The organism is Nocardia asteroides (assembly GCF_021183625.1).
Classification (GTDB): Bacteria; Actinomycetota; Actinomycetes; order Mycobacteriales; family Mycobacteriaceae; genus Nocardia; species Nocardia asteroides_A.
Window position 1 is genome coordinate 2,732,491 of record NZ_CP089214.1, and the last position, 18,737, is coordinate 2,751,227.

Annotated in this window: 20 protein-coding genes; 15 read left to right on the forward strand and 5 right to left on the reverse strand. The window is 69.6% G+C overall.

Annotated features, from left to right (window positions below; all coding sequences use genetic code 11):
* Window position 1: 1 nt before the first annotated feature.
* From LTT61_RS13190 to LTT61_RS13205, 4 genes are read left to right on the forward strand one after another with little or no spacing between them, the layout of a single operon-like run.
* The gene (locus LTT61_RS13190; RefSeq protein ID WP_233020243.1) at window positions 2–517 is read left to right on the forward strand and encodes a hypothetical protein; all 516 of its coding nucleotides are present in this window, start codon (window positions 2–4) and stop codon (window positions 515–517) included.
* The gene (locus tag LTT61_RS13195) at window positions 517–744 is read left to right on the forward strand and encodes a hypothetical protein (protein ID WP_233020245.1); all 228 of its coding nucleotides are present in this window, start codon (window positions 517–519) and stop codon (window positions 742–744) included. Before LTT61_RS13190 ends, LTT61_RS13195 begins: the two co-directional genes overlap by 1 nt.
* Complete coding sequence (locus LTT61_RS13200; protein WP_233020247.1) at window positions 717–1,043, forward strand: hypothetical protein; 327 nt, start codon at window positions 717–719, stop codon at window positions 1,041–1,043. Before LTT61_RS13195 ends, LTT61_RS13200 begins: the two co-directional genes overlap by 28 nt.
* Before the next feature lie 25 nt (window positions 1,044–1,068).
* Window positions 1,069–1,596, forward strand: coding sequence for a hypothetical protein (locus LTT61_RS13205; RefSeq protein ID WP_233020248.1), 528 nt, complete (start codon window positions 1,069–1,071; stop codon window positions 1,594–1,596).
* Here the strand turns inward: LTT61_RS13205 and LTT61_RS13210 are convergent.
* Window positions 1,593–2,252, reverse strand: coding sequence for a TetR/AcrR family transcriptional regulator (locus LTT61_RS13210; protein WP_233020249.1), 660 nt, complete (start codon window positions 2,250–2,252; stop codon window positions 1,593–1,595). The genes LTT61_RS13205 and LTT61_RS13210 overlap by 4 nt on opposite strands.
* 60 nt (window positions 2,253–2,312) lie before the next feature.
* Here LTT61_RS13210 and LTT61_RS13215 point away from each other — a divergent pair, with 60 nt between their 5' ends.
* The 5 genes from LTT61_RS13215 to LTT61_RS13235 all read left to right on the forward strand — a co-directional run bounded on the left by LTT61_RS13215 (window position 2,313) and on the right by LTT61_RS13235 (window position 9,254).
* The gene (locus tag LTT61_RS13215; RefSeq protein ID WP_233020250.1) at window positions 2,313–3,836 is read left to right on the forward strand and encodes a flavin-containing monooxygenase; all 1,524 of its coding nucleotides are present in this window, start codon (window positions 2,313–2,315) and stop codon (window positions 3,834–3,836) included.
* Complete coding sequence (locus tag LTT61_RS13220; RefSeq protein ID WP_233020252.1) at window positions 3,833–4,666, forward strand: SDR family NAD(P)-dependent oxidoreductase; 834 nt, start codon at window positions 3,833–3,835, stop codon at window positions 4,664–4,666. The genes LTT61_RS13215 and LTT61_RS13220 overlap by 4 nt, the downstream gene beginning before the upstream one ends.
* A gap of 5 nt (window positions 4,667–4,671) precedes the next feature.
* The gene (locus tag LTT61_RS13225) at window positions 4,672–5,598 is read left to right on the forward strand and encodes an alpha/beta hydrolase (RefSeq protein WP_233020253.1); all 927 of its coding nucleotides are present in this window, start codon (window positions 4,672–4,674) and stop codon (window positions 5,596–5,598) included.
* 124 nt (window positions 5,599–5,722) lie between these two features.
* Window positions 5,723–7,516 carry an AMP-dependent synthetase/ligase gene (locus LTT61_RS13230; protein WP_233020254.1) on the forward strand — a complete coding sequence of 598 codons (1,794 nt, stop codon included), beginning with the start codon at window positions 5,723–5,725 and terminating at the stop codon, window positions 7,514–7,516.
* 73 nt (window positions 7,517–7,589) lie between these two features.
* A complete protein-coding gene (locus LTT61_RS13235; RefSeq protein ID WP_233020255.1) occupies window positions 7,590–9,254 on the forward strand; it encodes a molybdopterin-dependent oxidoreductase in 1,665 nt (554 codons plus the stop codon).
* Between the two features lie 134 nt (window positions 9,255–9,388).
* On the opposite strand, the gene LTT61_RS13240 is transcribed toward LTT61_RS13235, so the two are convergent.
* The 3 genes from LTT61_RS13240 to LTT61_RS13250 form a co-directional block, all read right to left on the reverse strand.
* Window positions 9,389–10,867: a DHA2 family efflux MFS transporter permease subunit gene (locus tag LTT61_RS13240; RefSeq protein WP_233020256.1), complete on the reverse strand. Its 1,479-nt coding sequence runs from the start codon at window positions 10,865–10,867 to the stop codon at window positions 9,389–9,391.
* On the reverse strand, window positions 10,867–11,556 hold the full coding sequence (locus LTT61_RS13245) for a helix-turn-helix transcriptional regulator (RefSeq protein ID WP_233020257.1): 690 nt from the start codon (window positions 11,554–11,556) through the stop codon (window positions 10,867–10,869). Before LTT61_RS13245 ends, LTT61_RS13240 begins: the two co-directional genes overlap by 1 nt.
* Window positions 11,557–11,634: 78 nt before the next feature.
* Complete coding sequence (locus tag LTT61_RS13250) at window positions 11,635–12,558, reverse strand: glycine betaine ABC transporter substrate-binding protein (protein WP_233020258.1); 924 nt, start codon at window positions 12,556–12,558, stop codon at window positions 11,635–11,637.
* Between the two features lie 157 nt (window positions 12,559–12,715).
* On the opposite strand from LTT61_RS13250, the gene LTT61_RS13255 reads away from it, so the two are divergent.
* The 6 genes from LTT61_RS13255 (at window position 12,716) to LTT61_RS13280 (ending at window position 18,169) form a co-directional block, all read left to right on the forward strand.
* Window positions 12,716–13,639 (forward strand): ABC transporter substrate-binding protein, encoded by a 924-nt coding sequence (locus LTT61_RS13255; RefSeq protein WP_233020992.1) that lies wholly within the window; start codon window positions 12,716–12,718, stop codon window positions 13,637–13,639.
* Between the two features lie 7 nt (window positions 13,640–13,646).
* Window positions 13,647–14,774, forward strand: coding sequence for an ABC transporter ATP-binding protein (locus LTT61_RS13260; protein ID WP_233020259.1), 1,128 nt, complete (start codon window positions 13,647–13,649; stop codon window positions 14,772–14,774).
* Window positions 14,775–14,778: 4 nt separating this feature from the next.
* Window positions 14,779–15,420: an ABC transporter permease gene (locus LTT61_RS13265; protein ID WP_233020260.1), complete on the forward strand. Its 642-nt coding sequence runs from the start codon at window positions 14,779–14,781 to the stop codon at window positions 15,418–15,420.
* Window positions 15,417–16,091, forward strand: coding sequence for an ABC transporter permease (locus LTT61_RS13270; protein ID WP_233020261.1), 675 nt, complete (start codon window positions 15,417–15,419; stop codon window positions 16,089–16,091). Before LTT61_RS13265 ends, LTT61_RS13270 begins: the two co-directional genes overlap by 4 nt.
* Before the next feature lie 141 nt (window positions 16,092–16,232).
* The gene (locus LTT61_RS13275) at window positions 16,233–17,570 is read left to right on the forward strand and encodes an AAA family ATPase (RefSeq protein WP_233020262.1); all 1,338 of its coding nucleotides are present in this window, start codon (window positions 16,233–16,235) and stop codon (window positions 17,568–17,570) included.
* Between the two features lie 2 nt (window positions 17,571–17,572).
* Window positions 17,573–18,169, forward strand: coding sequence for an RloB family protein (locus LTT61_RS13280; protein WP_233020264.1), 597 nt, complete (start codon window positions 17,573–17,575; stop codon window positions 18,167–18,169).
* Window positions 18,170–18,239: 70 nt separating this feature from the next.
* Here LTT61_RS13280 and LTT61_RS13285 read toward each other — a convergent pair whose 3' ends face one another.
* Window positions 18,240–18,461, reverse strand: a complete 222-nt coding sequence (locus tag LTT61_RS13285) for a hypothetical protein (RefSeq protein ID WP_233020265.1) — start codon at window positions 18,459–18,461, stop codon at window positions 18,240–18,242.
* Between the last annotated feature and the right edge of the window lie 276 nt (window positions 18,462–18,737).

Genomic DNA, 18,737 nt, shown 5'->3' on the forward strand with positions numbered 1-18,737 from the left:
GATGCCCAAGCCCTCGGCCATCGTCGAGTACGACGATCGTTGGATCATCAATCCGCTGCGGAACCGCGCATTCACCGGGATCGATGTCGACGCGGCCGCGACCGTGCTCCGCTTCGATTCCGGATTCGTGCTGCGTACGTCGGCCGGAGCGGAACTGTCGGCGCGATCGATCGCCGATGGCGCCGTCGATCGGCATCCTCTCGACTTCTGGAGCCAGGAAGATGCCGCACGCAACCTGTCATCCACAGTCGTCTCCCCGGTCTTCTTCAAGAAGGGCAGTCTCCGCCTCGGCTTCGCGAACGGATGGAGCCTCTTCGTCTCGCCGACGAAACCGGAGGTTCCCGCTGAGCTGTGGCACGAAGAGCGGTTGGTCTGGAGCCGCGCCGGTCTTCCCGACGACCTGCCGTTCCCGGTCGTGCAGATCGACCGATGGACCGGACAGGAGATCACCGCGCCCCCGTGGCCGGAGCGCCCGGCCGAGCTCGATCTGAGCAGTTCGGACGACATCAACGGCTGATGGACGCGAAGTCAGAACACTTTCTGCTGCACGCGATGGCCGACGACCGGATGCCGATCACCGACTTCGACGGATACGTGGAAGGCTTGCAGCCGGAGGCGTACAGCCGCCCCTCCGTGCTCCACCTGATCCGCGAACTCGCCGAAAGCGGATACCTTCGCTCCGGTGCGTTCGGTGGCCCCGGCACATCGTGGCAGCCGTGGAAAGCGTCGCTGGAAAGGCGATAGCGCGGATAGCTGATGGTCACAATGGGGAGCGTGGCTACCTCGACTGTCCGGACGACGAGGTGGGCCGCTGTGAAGTGTTCCGGGCCGATCTGACCGAAGCGGGAAGCGAACGGCTCCGCCAACTCGGCGATCCATACGAGATTCATGGCGATCCCTGGGCAGACGACCGTTCCCGAAACGAAGCCGTGAACGACCGCACCACAGCTCGGAGTAAAGCACCGGTGGCGGTGCACCGATTGTTATCGAGCATTCGGGTGCCCGAGAGCAAACTGCCGTTGAAGCGTCGGCACATACCGTGAACGCAGCCGATGACAGGGTGGCCGAGTGACAGTGGAATCGATACTCACCTTCCGTGAGCGCAGATTCGTCAACTTCAAGGATTTCGACTTCGACCAGGACGGTCATCACGGATTCCGCTGGGTCAACAGCAAGCTGTACGTCGTTCAGCAGCTCGAAGCCACCGACGCCGAGATCCTGCGCGCGGTGATCGAATCCCCGGCATACCGAGACAACTACATCGGGGGCGGAATCGAACCGGAAGGGACCCGGCACGGGCCATATTGGCTGCGGAACATCTCGGTCGACTCCTACCGGAGGCTCTTTCCCGAAGCGGCGGCCGACATCGTTCAGCGCTGGCTTCGAGCCGACGGGTCCGTCCCCGGGCGACTCCTGGAACGTATGACCGCAGAGGTTTTCGAGCCGATCAGCACAGCCGCGGCGATCTACGAACTCCGCGATCTCGGCGAAGGTGCCATGAGCGATCTCGGCCTGAGCAACGGCGAGTTCCACGAACTGGTACTTCTCGATCGGGCGAACGCTTCGGTGCGGATGATCGTCGCCTCCGACGACTAACCCCCCACGACCTCTCCCCGCAACGCCTCCCCCAACCCCGGACTCAACGAAGAAGCAAACGCCACCAGCGAATCCACCAGCAACTCGATCAATTCCTCGCGTGACACCGCATCCGTGCGCAACCAGGTCAACGTCGTCTCCTCGACGAACGCGATCCACCCGCGCATCCCCAGCAGCAACCGCGGCCGCTCCGCTTCGCCGATGTGCACCGGCGCCTCGGCCAGGATGATCCCGATGATGGCGTCGCGCGTCTGGTCGACCAGCGGGGCGAGTTCCGGGCTCATGCTGGTGGGCCCGCGGAGCAGGGCGGCGTACGAGGTGCGGTTCTCGCTGACGTAGTCGATGTAGCGCTCGATGGAGTCGCGCAGTTTGGCGTAGATGCCGAGCCCGGGGTCGGGGGTGACGCGCTCCAGGAGCTCGGCGTTGGCGTGGTGGACGATCGCCAGGTGGAAGTCCTGCTTGGTCGGGAAGTAGTGGAAGAGCAGGCCACGGGAGATGCCTGCCTGTTCGGCGATCTCGCTGACCGAGATGTCCTCGATGGCGCGCCGGCCGAGCATGCCGGCGCCGAGGGTGATGAGTTGCAGGCGCCGCTCGTCCGGGCTCAATCGGACACGTTTCGTGCTCTCCCCTTGGCTTCTGCTCTTCACCGGGCTCATCCTACTGACCGATGCTCAATACTGTTGACTGCTGCTCAATAAACTCGTACTCTCGGTTACATGAGTCGCAAGGTTACAGACAAGGGTGTCGAGCGGCGGCACGTGCGCACCATCGTCGTCGGCAGCGGATTCGCCGGGCTGGGGCTCGCGATCCGGCTGAAGCAGCAGCGGCGCGACGACTACCTGGTGCTGGAGCGCGGCAGCGAGGTCGGCGGCACCTGGCGGGACAACACCTACCCGGGCGCCGCCTGCGACGTGCCCTCGCACCTGTACTCGTACTCCTTCGCGCTCAACCCGGACTGGACGCGCTCGTTCTCCAAGCAGGGCGAGATCCAGCAGTACATCCGCGGCGTCGCCGAGAAGTACGGCGTGCTGGACAAGCATGTCTTCGACTGCGATGTCACCTCGGTCCGCTGGAACGCCGAGACCGCCCGCTGGGACATCGAGTCGAGCAAGGGCTCCTTCACCGCCGACACCGTGGTCTCCGCGGTCGGCGCGCTCTGCGAGCCCGCGCTCCCGGACATCAAGGGCATCAACGACTTCGAGGGCGAGATCTTCCACTCCGCCCGCTGGAACCACGACGCCGACCTGACCGGCAAGCGGGTCGCGATCATCGGCACCGGCGCCTCGGCCATCCAGATCGTGCCGACGATCGCCCCCAAGGTCGCGCACCTGGACGTCTACCAGCGCACCGCGCCCTGGCTGCTGCCGCGCTTCGACCGGCCGTACACCACGCTGGAGAAGCTGGCCTTCAAGCACATCCCTGGCGCACAGCGGCTCTCCAGGGCGGGCATCTACGCCGCGCGGGAGACCCAGGTGGTCGGGCTGGCGAAGTTCCCCGCGCTGATGAACATCTTCGAGTTGATCGCCCGCGCCAAGTTGCGCTACGAGATCTCCGATCCGGCGCTGCGCGCGAAGGTCACCCCGAACTTCCGGATCGGCTGCAAGCGCATGCTGATCTCGAACGACTACTACCCGGCGCTGGACCGCGACAACGTCGACGTGATCACCGACGGCATCGCCGAGATCCGGGCGAACTCCATCGTCACCAGGGACGGCACCGAGCGCGAGATCGACGCGCTGATCGTGGCGACCGGCTTCCACGTGACGGATTCCCCGACCTACAACGCCATCGTCGGCCCGGACGGCCGCACCCTCTCCGAGGTCTTCGACCAGCAGGGTCAGCAGGCCTACAAGGGCGCCGCGATCGCCGGCTTCCCGAATCTGTTCTTCCTGGTCGGCCCGAACGTCGGGCTCGGCCACACCTCGATGGTCTACATGATCGAGTCGCAGATCAACTACGTGGCCGACGCGCTCGGCACGGTGGCCGGGCAGGGGCTGCGCACGGTCGAGGTGCGCCGCGAGGCGCAGCAGAGCTACAACGCCGAGCTGCAGCAGAAGCTCGCGGGCACGGTCTGGAACACCGGCGGCTGCGCCAGCTGGTACCTGGACAAACACGGCAACAACACCACGCTGTGGCCGGACTTCACCTTCCGCTTCCGCAGCCAGACCAAGAAGTTCGACGTCGAGGCCTACTCCACAACGAAGGCCGCGGCAGATCAGAAAGTAGTGGTACCGCAGTGAGCAGCAAAGACGCGTACTTCACCGGCAAGGTCTGTGTGATCACCGGCGCCGGCTCCGGCATCGGGCGGGCGCTGGCCGAGAACCTGGCGCGGCGCGGCGCCAAGCTCGCGCTCTCCGACATCGACACCGAGGGGCTGGCCGAGACGGTGCGGCGCTGCGAGGCGCTGGGCGCGCAGGTCAAGTCGGACCGGCTCGACGTCTCCGAGCGCGAGGCCGTGCTGCTCTACGCCGACGCGGTGCAGGCGCACTTCGGCGTGGTGCACCAGATCTACAACAACGCGGGCATCGCCTACCACGGCGACGTGCTGCACTCGGGGTTCAAGGACATCGAGCGGATCATGGACGTCGATTTCTGGGGCGTGGTGAACGGCACCAAGGCGTTCCTGCCGCTGCTCCTGGAGTCCGGCGACGGCCACGTCGTCAACGTCTCCAGCCTGTTCGGGCTGATCGCGGTCCCCAGCCAGAGCGCCTACAACTCGGCCAAGTTCGCAGTGCGCGGCTTCACCGAGTCGCTGCGCCAGGAGATGCTGCTCGGCAAGCAGCCGGTGCAGGTGACCTGCGTGCACCCGGGCGGCATCAAGACCGCGGTGGCCCGCAACGCCACCTACGCGGAGAACGTCGACGGCACGGACGCGGCCTCGCTCTTCGACAAGAAACTCGCCATGCACACCCCGGAGATGGCCGCCGAGACCATCACCGAGGGCGTACGCAGGGGCCACGGCCGGGTGCTGATCGGCTGGGAGGCCAAGCTGCTCGACCTGTTCGTGCGCATCACCGCCTCCGGCTACCAGCGGATCTCCGCGCGGGCGCAGCGCGGCGTCCTGCGGTGAGCGACATGCGGGAACTGAACCTGCCGCTCCCGGTGGCGCGGGCCGTTCTCACCCCGCTCTACTGGGCGTCGCTGCACGCCAGGTTGCCGTTCCGGGTGCAGCGCAAGCTGCTCGACATCTCGTCGCACGCGCAGCTGCTGCCCGCGGGCACGGTGGTCCGCAGGATCCGGCTGGCCGGGCGGCCCGCCGAGCGGCTCACCGTCACCGCCACCCCGACCGACACCGAGGCGGGCGCGATCCTCTACCTGCACGGCGGCGGCTACGTGGTCGGCTCGCTGGCCACGCACCGCTCGCTCGGCGCCCGGCTCGCCCGCGCCGCGGAGTGCCCGGTGTACTCGCTGGACTACCGGCTGGCTCCGGAGCACCCGCTGCCCGCCGGGCTCGACGACGCCGAGGCCGCCTTCCTCGAGCTGGTCTCCAAGCACGGCTACCGCCCGGAGCGGATCGCCGTCTCGGGCGACTCCGCGGGCGGCGGGCTCGCGCTCGCGCTGGCCCAGCGGCTGATCGCGAACCACGGAATCACCCCCGGCGCGCTCGGGCTGATCGCGCCCTGGACCGACCCGAACGAGGTCCCGGAGCGCAACCGCGACCTGGTGATCAGCAAGCCCTGGTCGCGGCTCTGCGCGGCCGCCTACCTCGGCGCCGCGGACGGCACCGACTTCGGCTACGCCCCGCTCACCGGTGTGCTGCACGCGCTGCCGCCCACCTACATCCAGGTGGACGAGAGCGAGCTGCTGCACCCGCAGTGCGTCGCGCTGGCCGAGGCGCTGCGCGGGGCAGGTGTGCACGTGCGGTTCACCGAGACCCGCGGGCTCTGGCATGTGGCGCAGCTGCAGGCGGGGCTGGTCGGCCCCGCGGCCGCCGCGCTGTCCGAAATGGCGGAATTCTTGAGTGACGCATTACACCCGGCCGACCTGCGGGAACTAGGATAGTCCCAGCGGTTCCAGCAGACCGGGTGGCTTGCTGCTCGCTCGGCGCCGAAGCGGTGGCCGAGGTCACGTGCCCGCCCGGGGTGTCGTAGATTACTGGCGAGTAAACCCACGTGGAAGGGCACTGATGCGAGAGTTCGAAGTCCCGGCTTCCTACCGAATTCCGGAAGACGCGAACAATTCCGACAACGTTTTCCGGCACGCCGAGCGGACGCCCGACGTGGTGGTCTTCAACGTCCCGAACGGCACCAACACCTGGCGTGACGTGACGGCGGCGGAGTTCGCGAAGGCGGTCACCGGCGTGGCGAAGGGGTTGATCGCCTCCGGCATCGAGCTCGGCGACCGGGTCGGGATCATGGCCGCGACCCGCTACGAGTGGGCCGTGCTGGACTTCGCCATCTGGGCCGCCGGCGGCTGCACCGTCGCGATCTACGACAGCTCGGCCGCCGAGCAGGCCACCTGGATCCTGCAGGACTCGGCCACCAAGCTGCTGGTGATCGAGAACGCCAAGCACCGCGCGGTGATCGCCGAGATCGCCGACGGCGCGCTGCCCGACCTGCGCGAGACGCTGGAGATCGACGGCGGCGCGATCGAGACGCTGACCGACCGCGGCGCCGAGCTCGCCGACGACGCGGTGCACGAGCGGCGCAAGCAGGTGAACGCGGCCTCGCCGGCCACCCTGATCTACACCTCGGGCACCACCGGGCGGCCCAAGGGCGTCATGCTCACGCACGCCAATCTCTACGCCGAGTCGCAGTCCGACCGGATCGCGCTCGGCAAGTACGTGACCGAGGGCAAGAAGACCCTCATGTTCCTGCCGCTGGCGCACGTCTTCGCCCGCGCGGTCGCGCTCGCCGCCTTCGACGCGAAGGTCGTCGTCGCGCACAGCGCGGACTGGACCACCCTCGTCGACCAGTTCGGCGCGTACCAGCCGCACTTCATCCTCTCGGTGCCGCGGGTATTCGAGAAGGTCTTCAACAGCGCGAAGCAGAAGGCGCACGACGGCGGCAAGGGCAAGATCTTCGACGCCGCCGCGGCGACCGCCATCGAGTGGTCCGAGGCGCAGGAGAAGGGCGGCGCCGGCCTGGTGCTCAAGGCCAAGCACGCGGTCTTCGACAAGCTGGTCTACAGCAAGCTGCGGGCAGCGCTCGGCGGGCGCTGCGAGGCGGCGGTCTCCGGCGGCGGGCCGCTCGGCGCGCGGCTCGGGCACTTCTTCCGCGGCGTCGGCGTCACCATCTACGAGGGCTACGGCCTCACCGAGTCGACCGCCGCGGTCACCGTGAACACCCCCGAGCACATTCGGGTCGGCTCGGTCGGGCGGCCGATCGAGGGCCACGCGGCCAAGATCGCCGAGGACGGCGAGCTGCTGCTCAAGGGCTCGGTCATCTTCGGCGGGTACTGGGGCAACTCCGAGGCCACCGAAGATGCCTTCGCCGACGGCTGGTTCAAGACCGGCGACCTCGGCGCCATCGACGGCGACGGCTTCGTCACCATCACCGGCCGGAAGAAGGAGATCATCGTCACCGCCGGTGGCAAGAACGTCTCCCCCGCCGTGCTGGAGGACGCGCTGCGCGCGCACCCGCTGATCAGCCAGGTCATGGTGGTCGGCGACGGCAAGCCGTTCATCGCCGCGCTGGTCACGCTCGACCCGGAGGCGCTGCCCGGGTGGGCCGAGCGAAACGGGCTGCCCGCCGACACGTCGGTGACCGAGCTCGCCGAGAACCCGGACCTGGTCGCCGAGATCGACGCGGCGATCGCGGAGACGAACAAGAAGGTCTCCAAGGCCGAGCAGATCAAGAAGATCAAGGTGCTCGACGTGGACTGGACCCAGGAGGGCGGGCAGCTCACGCCGAAGATGTCGCTCAAGCGGGCCGTGGTCATGAAGGAGTTCGCCACCGAGGTGGAGAAGATCTACTCCTGACGATTCTGTGAACAGCGCCGTCGCCGGAACTTTCCGGCGGCGGCGCTCTCCGTTCGCTGCGTACAGTCGGGACATGATTGTGCGGGCCGCCGCCGGTGTCGCCGCCGGCATCGTGACACTGGGAACCGCCGAGCTGCTCGCCGGCGTGCTGGAGCCGGCCGCTTCGCCGCTGCGGCTGCTCGGGGACGCCGTGGTCGACCACGCGCCGCGCGGGCCGCGCGAGTGGGCCATCGAGACGTTCGGGACCGCCGACAAGATAGTGCTCGTCGTCGCCGTGCTCGTGGTGGCGGTGCTCGTTTCGGCGGTCGCCGGGGTGCTCGGGCGGGCCGGGGCCGCGGTTTTCGCGGTGTTCGGGGTCGGGGTGGTCGCGCTCGCCGTCGCCGAGGCGGGGGTCTTCGCGGCGGTGCCGACCGTGGTCGGCGTCGCGGCGGGGATGTGGGTACTGCTGCGGGCAGTCGATGGTTCGCGGGCCGGAAGCGCCACTCGCCGCGGTACCGGGATGAGCGAGCAGGTAGCTGATGCCGGGGTGAACCGAGCGGCGGCTGACACTCGACCGCGCGAACGAATGGGCGATGTTGCGGGCCGCGCAGGCGACGACGCAGCGAGCGCGGGCGGTGAGTCACCGAGCGTGGGCAGCGCGGCGACAAGTGCGGGACGCGAGGCAGGCGGGGCGGAGCGGCGGCGGGTGTTGCGCGGGCTCGCGCTGGCGACGAGCGCGGGGATCGCGGCGGGGCTGGCGGGGCGCGCGCTGGCGGCGCTGCGGACCGACGTCTCCGGCGAGCGCGCCGGAATCGCACTGCCACCGGCGCGGGAACCCCTGCCGGAGACGCCGTTCGGCGCCGACCTGCGCACCCCGGGGATCACCCCGTACCTCACCCCGAATGCCGAGTTCTACCGCATCGACACCGCGATCACCGTCCCGCAGGTATCGATCGAGGACTGGTCACTGCGCATCCACGGCATGGTCGAGCGCGAGATCATCCTGCGCTGGGGTGATCTCGCGAGCCGCCCCGCGGTCGAGCGGCTGACCACGCTGGCTTGCGTCTCCAACCCGGTCGGCGGCGACCTGATCGGCAATGCGCGCTGGCTCGGCTACCGGCTGGACGCGCTGCTCGCCGAGGCTCGGCCGCTGGCGGGCGCCGATATGGTGCTCTCCCGCAGCGTCGACGGCTGGACCGCGGGGAGCCCGCTCGGCGCGCTCACCGACGGGCGGGACGCGCTGCTCGCCATCGGCATGAACGGGGAGCCGCTTCCGGTGGCGCACGGGTATCCGGCGCGGCTGGTGGTGCCCGGGCTGTACGGGTACGTCTCGGCCACCAAGTGGGTCACCGAACTGGAGGTGACGCGGTTCGATCGGGCCACCGCCTACTGGACCAAGCTAGGCTGGGCGGCCGAGGGGCCGATCAAGACCGGGACCAGGATCGATACGCCCGCGGCGAGTGCTCGGTTGAAGCCGGGGCGGATTTCGGTCGCCGGGGTGGCGTGGGCGCAGCATCGCGGGATCGCCGCGGTCGAGGTTCAGGTCGATGACGGGCCGTGGGGGCAGGCTCGGCTCGCTGCCGATGTATCCGTCGATACCTGGCGGCAGTGGGTTTACGAGTGGGACGCCACTCCTGGTCCGCACACGCTGCGGGCTCGGGCTACCGATGGGGCCGGAGCCGTGCAGACCGCTGAGGTGGCGGCGGCCGTTCCCGACGGGGCCAGTGGGTATCCGGCGGTTTTCGTCCGGGTCGGGTGAGCAGAAAGTTCTTGTTCGCGGGGCTCCGCCCCGCACCCCGGCGGCCGGCGCCGACGCACGACCCGGCCGGCGGTTCCGCGAGACAGCACCGCCGCGCGCGGCGAGAGCCGGGCGCGGCGGTGTGAGCTGGAGTTCTAGGCGGTGGAGCCGGCTGGTTCCGCTTCCTTGGGCGCGGCGCCCGCACCGTTCGCACTGCGATCGTGCCGGACGAAGAGGGCGGAGGCGACGACGCCGATGAGCAGCAACGCGGCGGGGAGCAGGATGGACTCGGCGAGCGCGGTACTGAACTTGTCCCGGACGAACTCCGGGACCGGCCCGCCCATGCCCTCGGCGGCGGGCCCGCCACCGAGCCCGGCCGCCGCGATCCGCGCGCTGATCAGCGCGGAAATAGCGGCGCTGCCGAGCACCGAGCCGACCTGGCGGGTGGTGTTGTAGATCCCGGCACCCGCGCCTGCCTGCCGCACCGGCAGGTTGTGCGTCGCGGTCGAGGCGAGCGGCGCCCAGATGCAGGCATTCGAGAACCCGGCGAGCACGCCGGCAACCATGAACAGGATCAGCGGGCTGTCCGGCGTCATGATCGCGGCGATCCAGAACAGCGCCACCGCGAAGAGCGTGAAGCCGACGGTCGGTACCAGCCGCGGATGCAGCCGGTCGGAGAACCGCCCGATCACCGGGGCCAGGATGCCGGTCGCGATCGCCATCGGCGCGAAGATCAGCGCCGACCGGGTCGGTGAGAGCTCGCGCACCGCCTGCAGATAGAAGTAGGCGGGCACCATGAACGCGGTCACCGCCGCGCCCATGGCCGCGATCGCCAGGTTGGAGAAGGCGAAGTTGCGGTCCTTGAACAGGCCGAGCGGCACCAGCGGCTCGCCGGTGTTGCGCGACTGGTTCCAGAGGAAGTAGGCGAGGACGACGAGCCCGCCGCCGATCATGATCCAGATCAGCCAGTCCCAGTCGCGGGTGTTGCCCTCCTGGATCCCGAAGACCAGCAGGAACATGCCGACGGCGCTGAGCACGACGCCGGGGATGTCGAACCGGTGCCGGTTGGTCGGCAGCGACGGCACCAGCCAGACGGCCAGCGCGAAGGCGATGATGCCGACCGGCACGTTGACGAAGAAGATCCACTCCCAGCCGAGGCTGTCCACCAGCACGCCGCCCAGGATCGGGCCGACCAGGGTGGCCAGCCCGGCCACGCCGCCCCACAGCCCCATGGCCGCGCCGCGCTTGTCCGGCGCGAAGGTGCGGGTGATCACGGCCATGGTCTGCGGCGTCATCAGCGCGGCGCCGATGCCCTGCGCGGCGCGCGCGGCGATCAGCATGCCGATGGTGCCGGAGAGGCCGCACCAGAGCGAGGCGGCGGTGAAGACGGTGAGGCCGACCAGGTACAGGTTCTTGGGGCCGAAGCGGTCGCCGAGGCGGCCGGTGATGAGCAGCGGCACCGCGTAGGTGAGCAGGTAGGCGCTGGTCACCCAGATCACCGAGGAGATCTCGGCGTTCAGCTCCTCCATGATGGCCGGGTTGGCGACCGCGACGATCGTCATGTCCAGCAGGATCATGAAGAAGCCCACCACCATGGCAAGCAGCGCATGCCACGGATTGCGGGTTTCGGACATCAGGAGCTCCTCGTTCGGGGCGTCGCCCCCGGCTCGGCCGGGAGCGGTGGTGGGTCCGCGCGGGCCGCGGTGGCCCAGGCGTCGATGGGGACCGCGATCCGGCGGCCGGTGCCGGGATCGAAGCGATCCCAGGCCAGGGTTCCGTCGTCGAGATCGCCGAGCAGGGCGTCCACCCAGCCGATCTCGGCCTCCCGCATGGTGCGCAGGTAGGTGAGCACCATCCAGTAGCGGCGCGGGAGGGCATGGTCGCCCGCCCAGACGCCGAGTGCGCGAATTTCGTCGAGATCGGCGCCGAGCTGCGCGCGGCGCTGTGCCAGCAGTTCCCGCACCTGCTCCTTCGGCAGGTTGTGGGCCTCGGCCAGCGCGAGGGGGAATTCGGGGTATTCGGCGGCGGGGGTGCGCAGCAGGTCGGCGACCCGGTCGCGCAGTGCCGCGCGGCCGGCGGCGGTGATCCGGTAGGTGGTGCGCTCCGGGCGGCGGCCGTCGCGGTCGACGCCATCGGCGCGGATCAGTTCGCAGCCGGTGAGCCGGGCGACGGTGTGGTAGAGCGAGCCGGGGCGGACCTTGACCAGGCGGTCCATTCCCCGCTCGAGCAGGGTCTGGTGCATGTCGTAGGGGTGCCGGGGGCGTTCGTCGAGGAGCGCGAGGACCGCGACGGCCAGAGGCGTCACCGTGCCGAGCGCTCCCATGGGTGATCCTTCCGTGCCGAATACTCCAGACGGAATATACGCCCGGGCAACGACAGGAAGCGATCCGTTATTTCCGGGTCAGAGCGCGTGCGCGTCCAGCCAGCTCCTGGCCAGGTCGGCCGGGGAATCCCCGGCCTCGGCGCGCTGCACCAGCGTGACCAGTTCGTCGGTGGTGAGCTCGCCCGCCACCTGGTTGAGGCGCTCGCGGCCGCGGTCGTCGAGGACACCGTCGCGGAAGACGGGGACGACGTTCTCCGCCGGAACGGTCGCGTCGGCGATGACGGTCGATCCGGCGGTGCTGTCGGCGGGGACCGGGCCGGCCAGGATGCCCGCTCCGATTCGGCCCTCCAGCAGCGCGGCTCGCAGGGCGGCGGGATCGGCGAACCGCTCCGTGGTGGCGAAGATGCAGCTCGGGAGGGTTTCCGGCGGGGCAGGATCGAGGAGGCCGAGAGCGGGGGCGAGACCGCCGGTGCGCGCCGCACAGATTGCCATGACGGACTCGGGGTCGGTGCGGGATTCGAGGCGCGCGGTATCGGTGCCGACCAGGAGCCGGGGGCGCACGTCGGTGCCGTCGGCGGGGTCGGAGACGACGATGCCCTGCGGGAGGGAGCGGGCCAGCGCGGCGGCCGCGGTTTTCACCGGGTCGGCGGATGTTCCGGGCGTGGGCGCACCACCATCGGGCGACGCGATCGTGCTGAGCGCGGTGGCGTCGAAGAAGCGGGTGAGGGCGCCGGTGTGGTCGGCGAGCAGGTCGATCGAGCCGGAGTCGAGCGCGGCCAGCCGGGCTCCGCGGTCCCCGGGGGCGGGGGAAACCTCCGCCGGGATCCCGCCGCGGGAGAGCGCACCCGCATAGATCTCGGCGAGCACCGCCGACTCCGCGGTGTCCCCCGCGCCGACCGTCACCACGGACTCCCCCACCCCGTCACCACAGGAAACGACGGCGGCGAACGCGAGCAGCGCCGGGATCAGCGCCGTCCTGCGCGCCAACGCGGGCAACTCCATTCGGCGACACCAACTCTCTCCAGCCGACGCGAACACCGCCGAGCGGGCAGTATGGACTATCGGCAAATGTACCGGGGTAGCCCCGGCACCGCCGCCGCCCCGTACCCGGACGCAAAGGACTCCCGTGGCACGCACGCTCCCGACTTCCGCTCACCGGATGCTCACCGCCGCGCTCGCCGTCGCGGTGGCTGCGACGCTCGCGGCCTGCGGCGGCAACTCCGATCCGCTCTCCGGCGGCGGCAGCTGCGAGGGTGACGCCATCACCGTCGGCTCCGCGAACTTCCCGGAGTCCGAGACGGTCGCCGAGATCTACGCGGAGGCGCTGCGGGTCAACGGCTTCGAGGTGGACACCAAGCTCGGCATCGGCAGCCGCGAGGCCTACATCCCCGCCCTGCGCGACTGCTCGATCTCGGTGGCGCCCGAGTACACCGGCAACCTGCTGCAGTACTTACAGCCCGACGCCACCGCCACCACCCCGGCCGACGTGGAGGCCGCACTGGCAGGCGCGCTCGGCGATCAGCTCGCGCTCGGGCAGCCGGCCCCGGCCCAGGATTCGGACGCCGTCGTGGTCACCAAGGCCACCGCCGACCGCTGGAACCTGCGCTCGATCGGCGACCTGGCCGCGTACTCGGCCGAGATCACCTTCGGCGCGCCCGCCGAGTTCGCCGAGCGCCCCGGCGGGCTGCCCGGCCTCGCGAAGAACTACGACGTGCGGATCGCCGCGGACAAGTTCGTCCCGATCGCCGACGGCGGCGGCCCGGCCACCGTCCGCGCGCTGGTGGACGGCCAGGTGACGGCGGCCAATATCTTCACCACCTCCCCCGCCATCACGCAGAACAACCTGGTGGTGCTGGCAGACCCCAAGCAGAACTTCCCCGCGCAGAACGTGGTGCCGCTGCTGAACGCGGCCAAGAAGACGGACGCGCTGGTCGCCGCGTTGAACGCGGTCTCGGCGAAGCTCACCACCGCGGAGCTGATCGAGCTGAACACCGCCGTCTCCGGCGACGCCAAGACCGAGCCGAAGGCCGCCGCCGCGGCGTGGCTCGCCGAGCAGGGGCTGAACAAGAAGGCGGGCGGCTGATCCGACCGTGTCCGACATCGAATTCAGCGACGTCAGCAAGACCTACCCGGACGGAACGCACGCGGTCTCCCAGCTGAACCTGGCGATCGAGTCCGGCTCGTTCACCGTGTTCGTCGGGCCGTCCGGCTGCGGCAAGACCACCTCCATGCGGATGATCAACCGGATGATCAGCCCCACCTCGGGCACCATCACGGTGGGCGGCGCCGACATCGCCGGCGTCGACCCGGTGCAGCTGCGCCGCGGCATCGGCTATGTGATCCAGGGCGGCGGGCTGCTGCCGCACCGCACCGTCGTCGACAATGTGGCGACCGTGCCGGTGCTGCAGGGCACCTCGCGCAAGCAGGCGCGCGCGGCGGCGCTCGAGGTGCTGGACCGGGTCGGGCTCGATCGGCAGCTCGCGCAGCGCTATCCGGCGCAGCTCTCCGGCGGCCAGCAGCAGCGGGTCGGGGTGGCGCGCGCGCTCGCCGCCGACCCGCCGGTGCTGCTCATGGACGAGCCGTTCAGCGCCGTCGACCCGGTGGTCCGGGCCGAGCTGCAGGCCGAGATGCGCCGGTTGCAGGCCGAATTGCGGAAGACCATCGTCTTCGTCACGCACGACATCGACGAGGCCATCACGCTGGGCGACAAGGTCGCGGTGTTCGGCCGCGGCGGCGTGTTGCAGCAGTACGACCCGCCGCGCACGGTGCTCGCCCAGCCCGCCACCGATTTCGTGGCCGGCTTCGTCGGGCGCGACCGCGGCTACCGCGGGCTCTCCTTCCGCAGCGCCGAGCGGGTGCCGTTGCGCGACATCGCCACCGCCACCGAGGCCGAGGCGGCGAAGCTGGCGCCCGGCCCCGGCGAGTGGGTGCTGATCACCGACGGGGCCGGGGCGCCGGTCGGCTGGCTGGACGCGGGCGGCGCCGCCGGGTTGCAGGCCGGGCGCGCGCTCGCCGACAGCATGGCGGCGGGCGGCTCGCTCTTCGCGGTCGGCGGCGACCTGCGGCAGGCGCTGGACGCGGCCATCTCGTCGCCATCCGGCGTCGGCGTCGCGGTGGACGATTCCGGCGCGGTGCGCGGCGGGATCAGCGCCGACGACGTGCTCGCCCTGCTGGCCGAGCAGCGCGCGGCCGAGGATTCCGCGCGCGCGGGAGCGTGAGCGCATGCGCTACCTCCTCGAGAACGCGACCGAGATCTGGGGCTACACCAGGGAGCACCTCTACCTCGCGCTGATCCCGCTGCTGGTGGGGCTGGTGATCGCGGTGCCGGTCGGCACACTGGTGCGCCGGGTGCCCTGGCTGCGGCGGGTGACCGTCACCCTCTCCGGGCTGGTGTACACGGTGCCGTCGCTGGCGCTGTTCGTGATCATTCCGCCGATCGTCGGGATCGCGACCATCGACCCGCTGAACGTCATCATCGCGCTCACCCTCTACTCCACCGCGCTGCTCGTGATCGCGGTCCCCGCCGCGCTGGACTCGGTGCCGGCCGCGGTGCTCGACTCCGCCGACGCCGTCGGCTTCGGCCCGCTGCGCCGCACGCTCACCGTCGACCTGCCGCTGGCGCTCCCGGTCTTCGTCTCCACGCTGCGGGTGGTGGTGGTCACCAATATCGCCATGGTGTCGGTGGGTGCGCTGGTCGGCGTCGGCGGGCTCGGCAAGCTCTTCACCCAGGGGTACCAGCGCGACTACCCGGACGAGATCATCGCCGGCATCGTCGTCACGCTGGTACTCGCGCTGATCTTCGACCGGGTGGTCTACCTGCTCGGGCGGCTCGCGACGCCCTGGGTCACCAAGGGGGCATCGTGAATCTCTTCCTGGACGCCTGGCAGTACTTCACCGACCCCGACAACTGGGGCGGCCCCGCCGGAATCGATCAGCGGCTGCTGCAACACCTCTGGTACAGCGCGCTCGCGATCGGGCTCTCCGCGGTGATCGCGGTGCCGCTCGGGCTCGCGGTCGGGCACTACCGGCGCGGGGCCGCGGCGCTGGTCGGCTTCGCCAACGCCATGCGCGCGCTGCCCACCCTCGGCCTGCTCACCTTCCTGGTGCTGCTCATGGGGCTCGGTTTGATCCCGCCGCTACTCGCCCTGATCACCGTCGGCATCCCCCCGCTGCTCGCCGGGGCTTATGCGGGGATCGCCAACGTCTCCCCCGAGGTGGTCGACGCCTCTCGCGCCATGGGCATGACGGAGTGGCAGGTGCTCTTCCGGGTCGAGGTACCGAACGCCCTCCCGGTGCTGCTCACCGGTCTGCGCGGGGCGACGTTGCAGGTGGTCGCCACCGCCACCATCGCCGCCTACGTCAACCTCGGCGGGCTGGGCCGCTACATCTTCGACGGGATCGGGTTGCACCGCTACGACCGCGTCCTCGTCGGCGCCATCCTGGTCGCCCTGCTGGCGATGATCCTGGACGGGCTGTTGGCGCTGGCGGTCTGGGCCGGGGCGCCGGGGACCGAGCGGTTCCGCCGCCGCGCCTGATCGAAAGGTTTGATCGCAGCGCCCGCTGTCAAGCAAGCGACCAGTTCAAGTTGCACACCTCAAGCCGCATCTGCCAGCCCAGCCTCTCTCCTTGCTCGGAAAACGTAGAAATCGATGGGCTCCGACTGTTAGAGTCGTCAGATGATCCTGCTGAGCTTCACGGTGCGCAATCACGGGAGCATCCGGGATGAGATCACCATCGACCTCGCCCGCCCTTCGTTGCGGACTCTCCAGCCACGGGACGGCGACTGGGGTGCGGTGATTTACCCGATCGCGGGGATCTTCGGCGGTAACGCGACCGGCAAGTCCGCTGTGCTGGACGCGTTCCGGTACGCGTTCACAGCGATCGGCCTGTCCGCCACGGTGTGGCAGGCATCGAAATCAATGCACCGGGCGCCGTTCCGGCTCGACGGGACGGCGCGCACTTCATCGAGCACCTACGAGCTCGATTTCGTCCACGATGGACGCCGCCATCTGTACGGCTTCGAAGTGGACCACGACGGGATCGAACGCGAGTGGCTGCGCGACGTACCGAACTCGCGGTGGCGCACGCTGCTCGATCGCGACCGGGAAGCCGGCACGCTGACCTTCCACCCGAGCCTGCGCGCCAAGATCGAGGTAACCGGCCGTGAACTCGTGCTCAGCCGGGCCTTGCTGCTGCGCGACTCATCCCTGTTTCCCCTGGCCGATGATCTGGTCGCCGGCTTCGACTGCGTCCTGGTGAAGGACTCCCATCGCGAGGCGCGCCTGTCGAACATCGCGGATTTGCTGGCCGAGGGAAGCATCACGTTCGCCGACCTCGAGGCGCTGCTCCAGGTCGCCGACATCGGCGTCGTGAAGGTCGGTATCGAGGAGACCGAGATCCCCGATCACATACGCCGAGCGCTCAGCCGAATCCGGCACGAGCTGCGCGAAAAGGACGGCGAGCCCAGCGACGCTGCTGTGAGCGAGGACGACGAAGAGCCCACCGACCTGGATGACGACCAGCTCGCCCAGGTGGTGCGGCATCTCGTCTTCACCCACCGCGGCACCGCCGACGAATCCCCGGCCTTCTCCATCCACGACGAAAGCGACGGGACGATCGCCTGGCTCGCCATCGCCGTGCCCGCGCTCGAGGCACTACGCAAGGGCGGGCTGCTCCTCGTGGACGAGATCGACGCGAGCCTGCATCCCCACCTCCTCGAAGTCTTGTTGGGAGCGTTCGCGGACCCCCTCGTCAACAACCGGCAGGCGCAGCTCATCTTCACCAGCCACGAGTCCTACGTCCTCTCACCGCTGAGCGAGGTGAAGCTGGAGCCCGAACAGGTCTGGCTCACGGACAAGAGTTACGCGGGCGTCACCGAGCTGACCTGCCTGGCCGACTTCCCGAAGCACCCGGACGCGAACGTGGCGCGGCGCTATCTCACCGGCCGGTATGGCGGAACCCCCCGGCTCTCACCGAGCACGCTTGCCGCACTCGTCGACTCCGAAATCCGCTGAGGATGGCGGCACGCCGCCAGAACGGGCGTACCGGCAGGCCCACGAGGCAGCCCGCCCGCCGCATTCTCGTGGTTACCGAGGGAACGCGGACGGAACCCCAGTACGTCGAGGGCTTGAACAGCTTTCTGCGCAGCAGGGGCGCAACCGCCGTCGTGAAATCAGTTCCTGTCGGCAAGGACCCGATAAAGGTGGTCCGGAAGGGCATCGAGATTCGTGACAGAGCAGCAAGCGATGGGAAGGATTACGACGTCTGCGTCTGCCTGGTCGATGTCGACCAGCACGAGGCGCTGTCGGCGGCCTGCAGACTTGCCGCCCGCGAATCGATCCTGCTGCTGGTCTCGAACCTGAAGTTCGAGGCTTGGCTGCGGTGGCACGCCGAAGTCAAGCACTCTGCGTTGAGCACCTCGCAGCTCGACGAACTCACCGCGAGGCTGGGGCTGGTCACGAAGAAGGCGCTCGCACTGCATTTTCCGTTCCACGCCGTACACCAGGCATGTGAGGTCGCTCGTCGAGTGGACCCCGACCTGGAGGCCGGGAGAGTGGGACCCGATCCCTCCTCGGCGATGCCGATCCTCGTAGATCTCATGCTCGGGCGATGAGAACTGGTGCCGGGCTGCTCGCGCTCGCGGTCTGGGCCGGTGCACCGGGACGAGCGGCGCCGATGACCGCTCAGGGCTCCAGATAGAGCCGCTCGTTGGGCAGGCGCGGCAGTTCGTCGGCCCCGGAAGCGGTTACGCTGACCGCTTCGACGTAGTGCCGCTGCTGATGCTCTTGAACGAAGAGCAGCGCCGCCGTCACGCAGGCGGCGAAGTCGAACCGCGTGCCACGGAGGAATACAGACAGCCGCACGTCGGGCTCGTGCGGTAGCGGCGACATGGCGGAAGCGCTCATCGGGCGTGCTCTCTCTGCAATCCTCGTCGGAGGCACCCGGCACCGAGGGCGGTAGCCACTGATCCCGACCTCGTCGCGGGGCCAATGCGCCGACGGCTCAAGCCATTTCGGCGGCTGCCCGGTACCGGGTGCGGATATGACGGTATTCCGCTCGGACGTCCGGAACCGGGCCGGAATCGGTAGTTGTTCTGCGTTATGCGAACCCCGTATATCGTCGATACCGGGGGCGGAATACTCATGCCGGAGAACATTTTCCGGCTCGGGCGGATCTTGGGG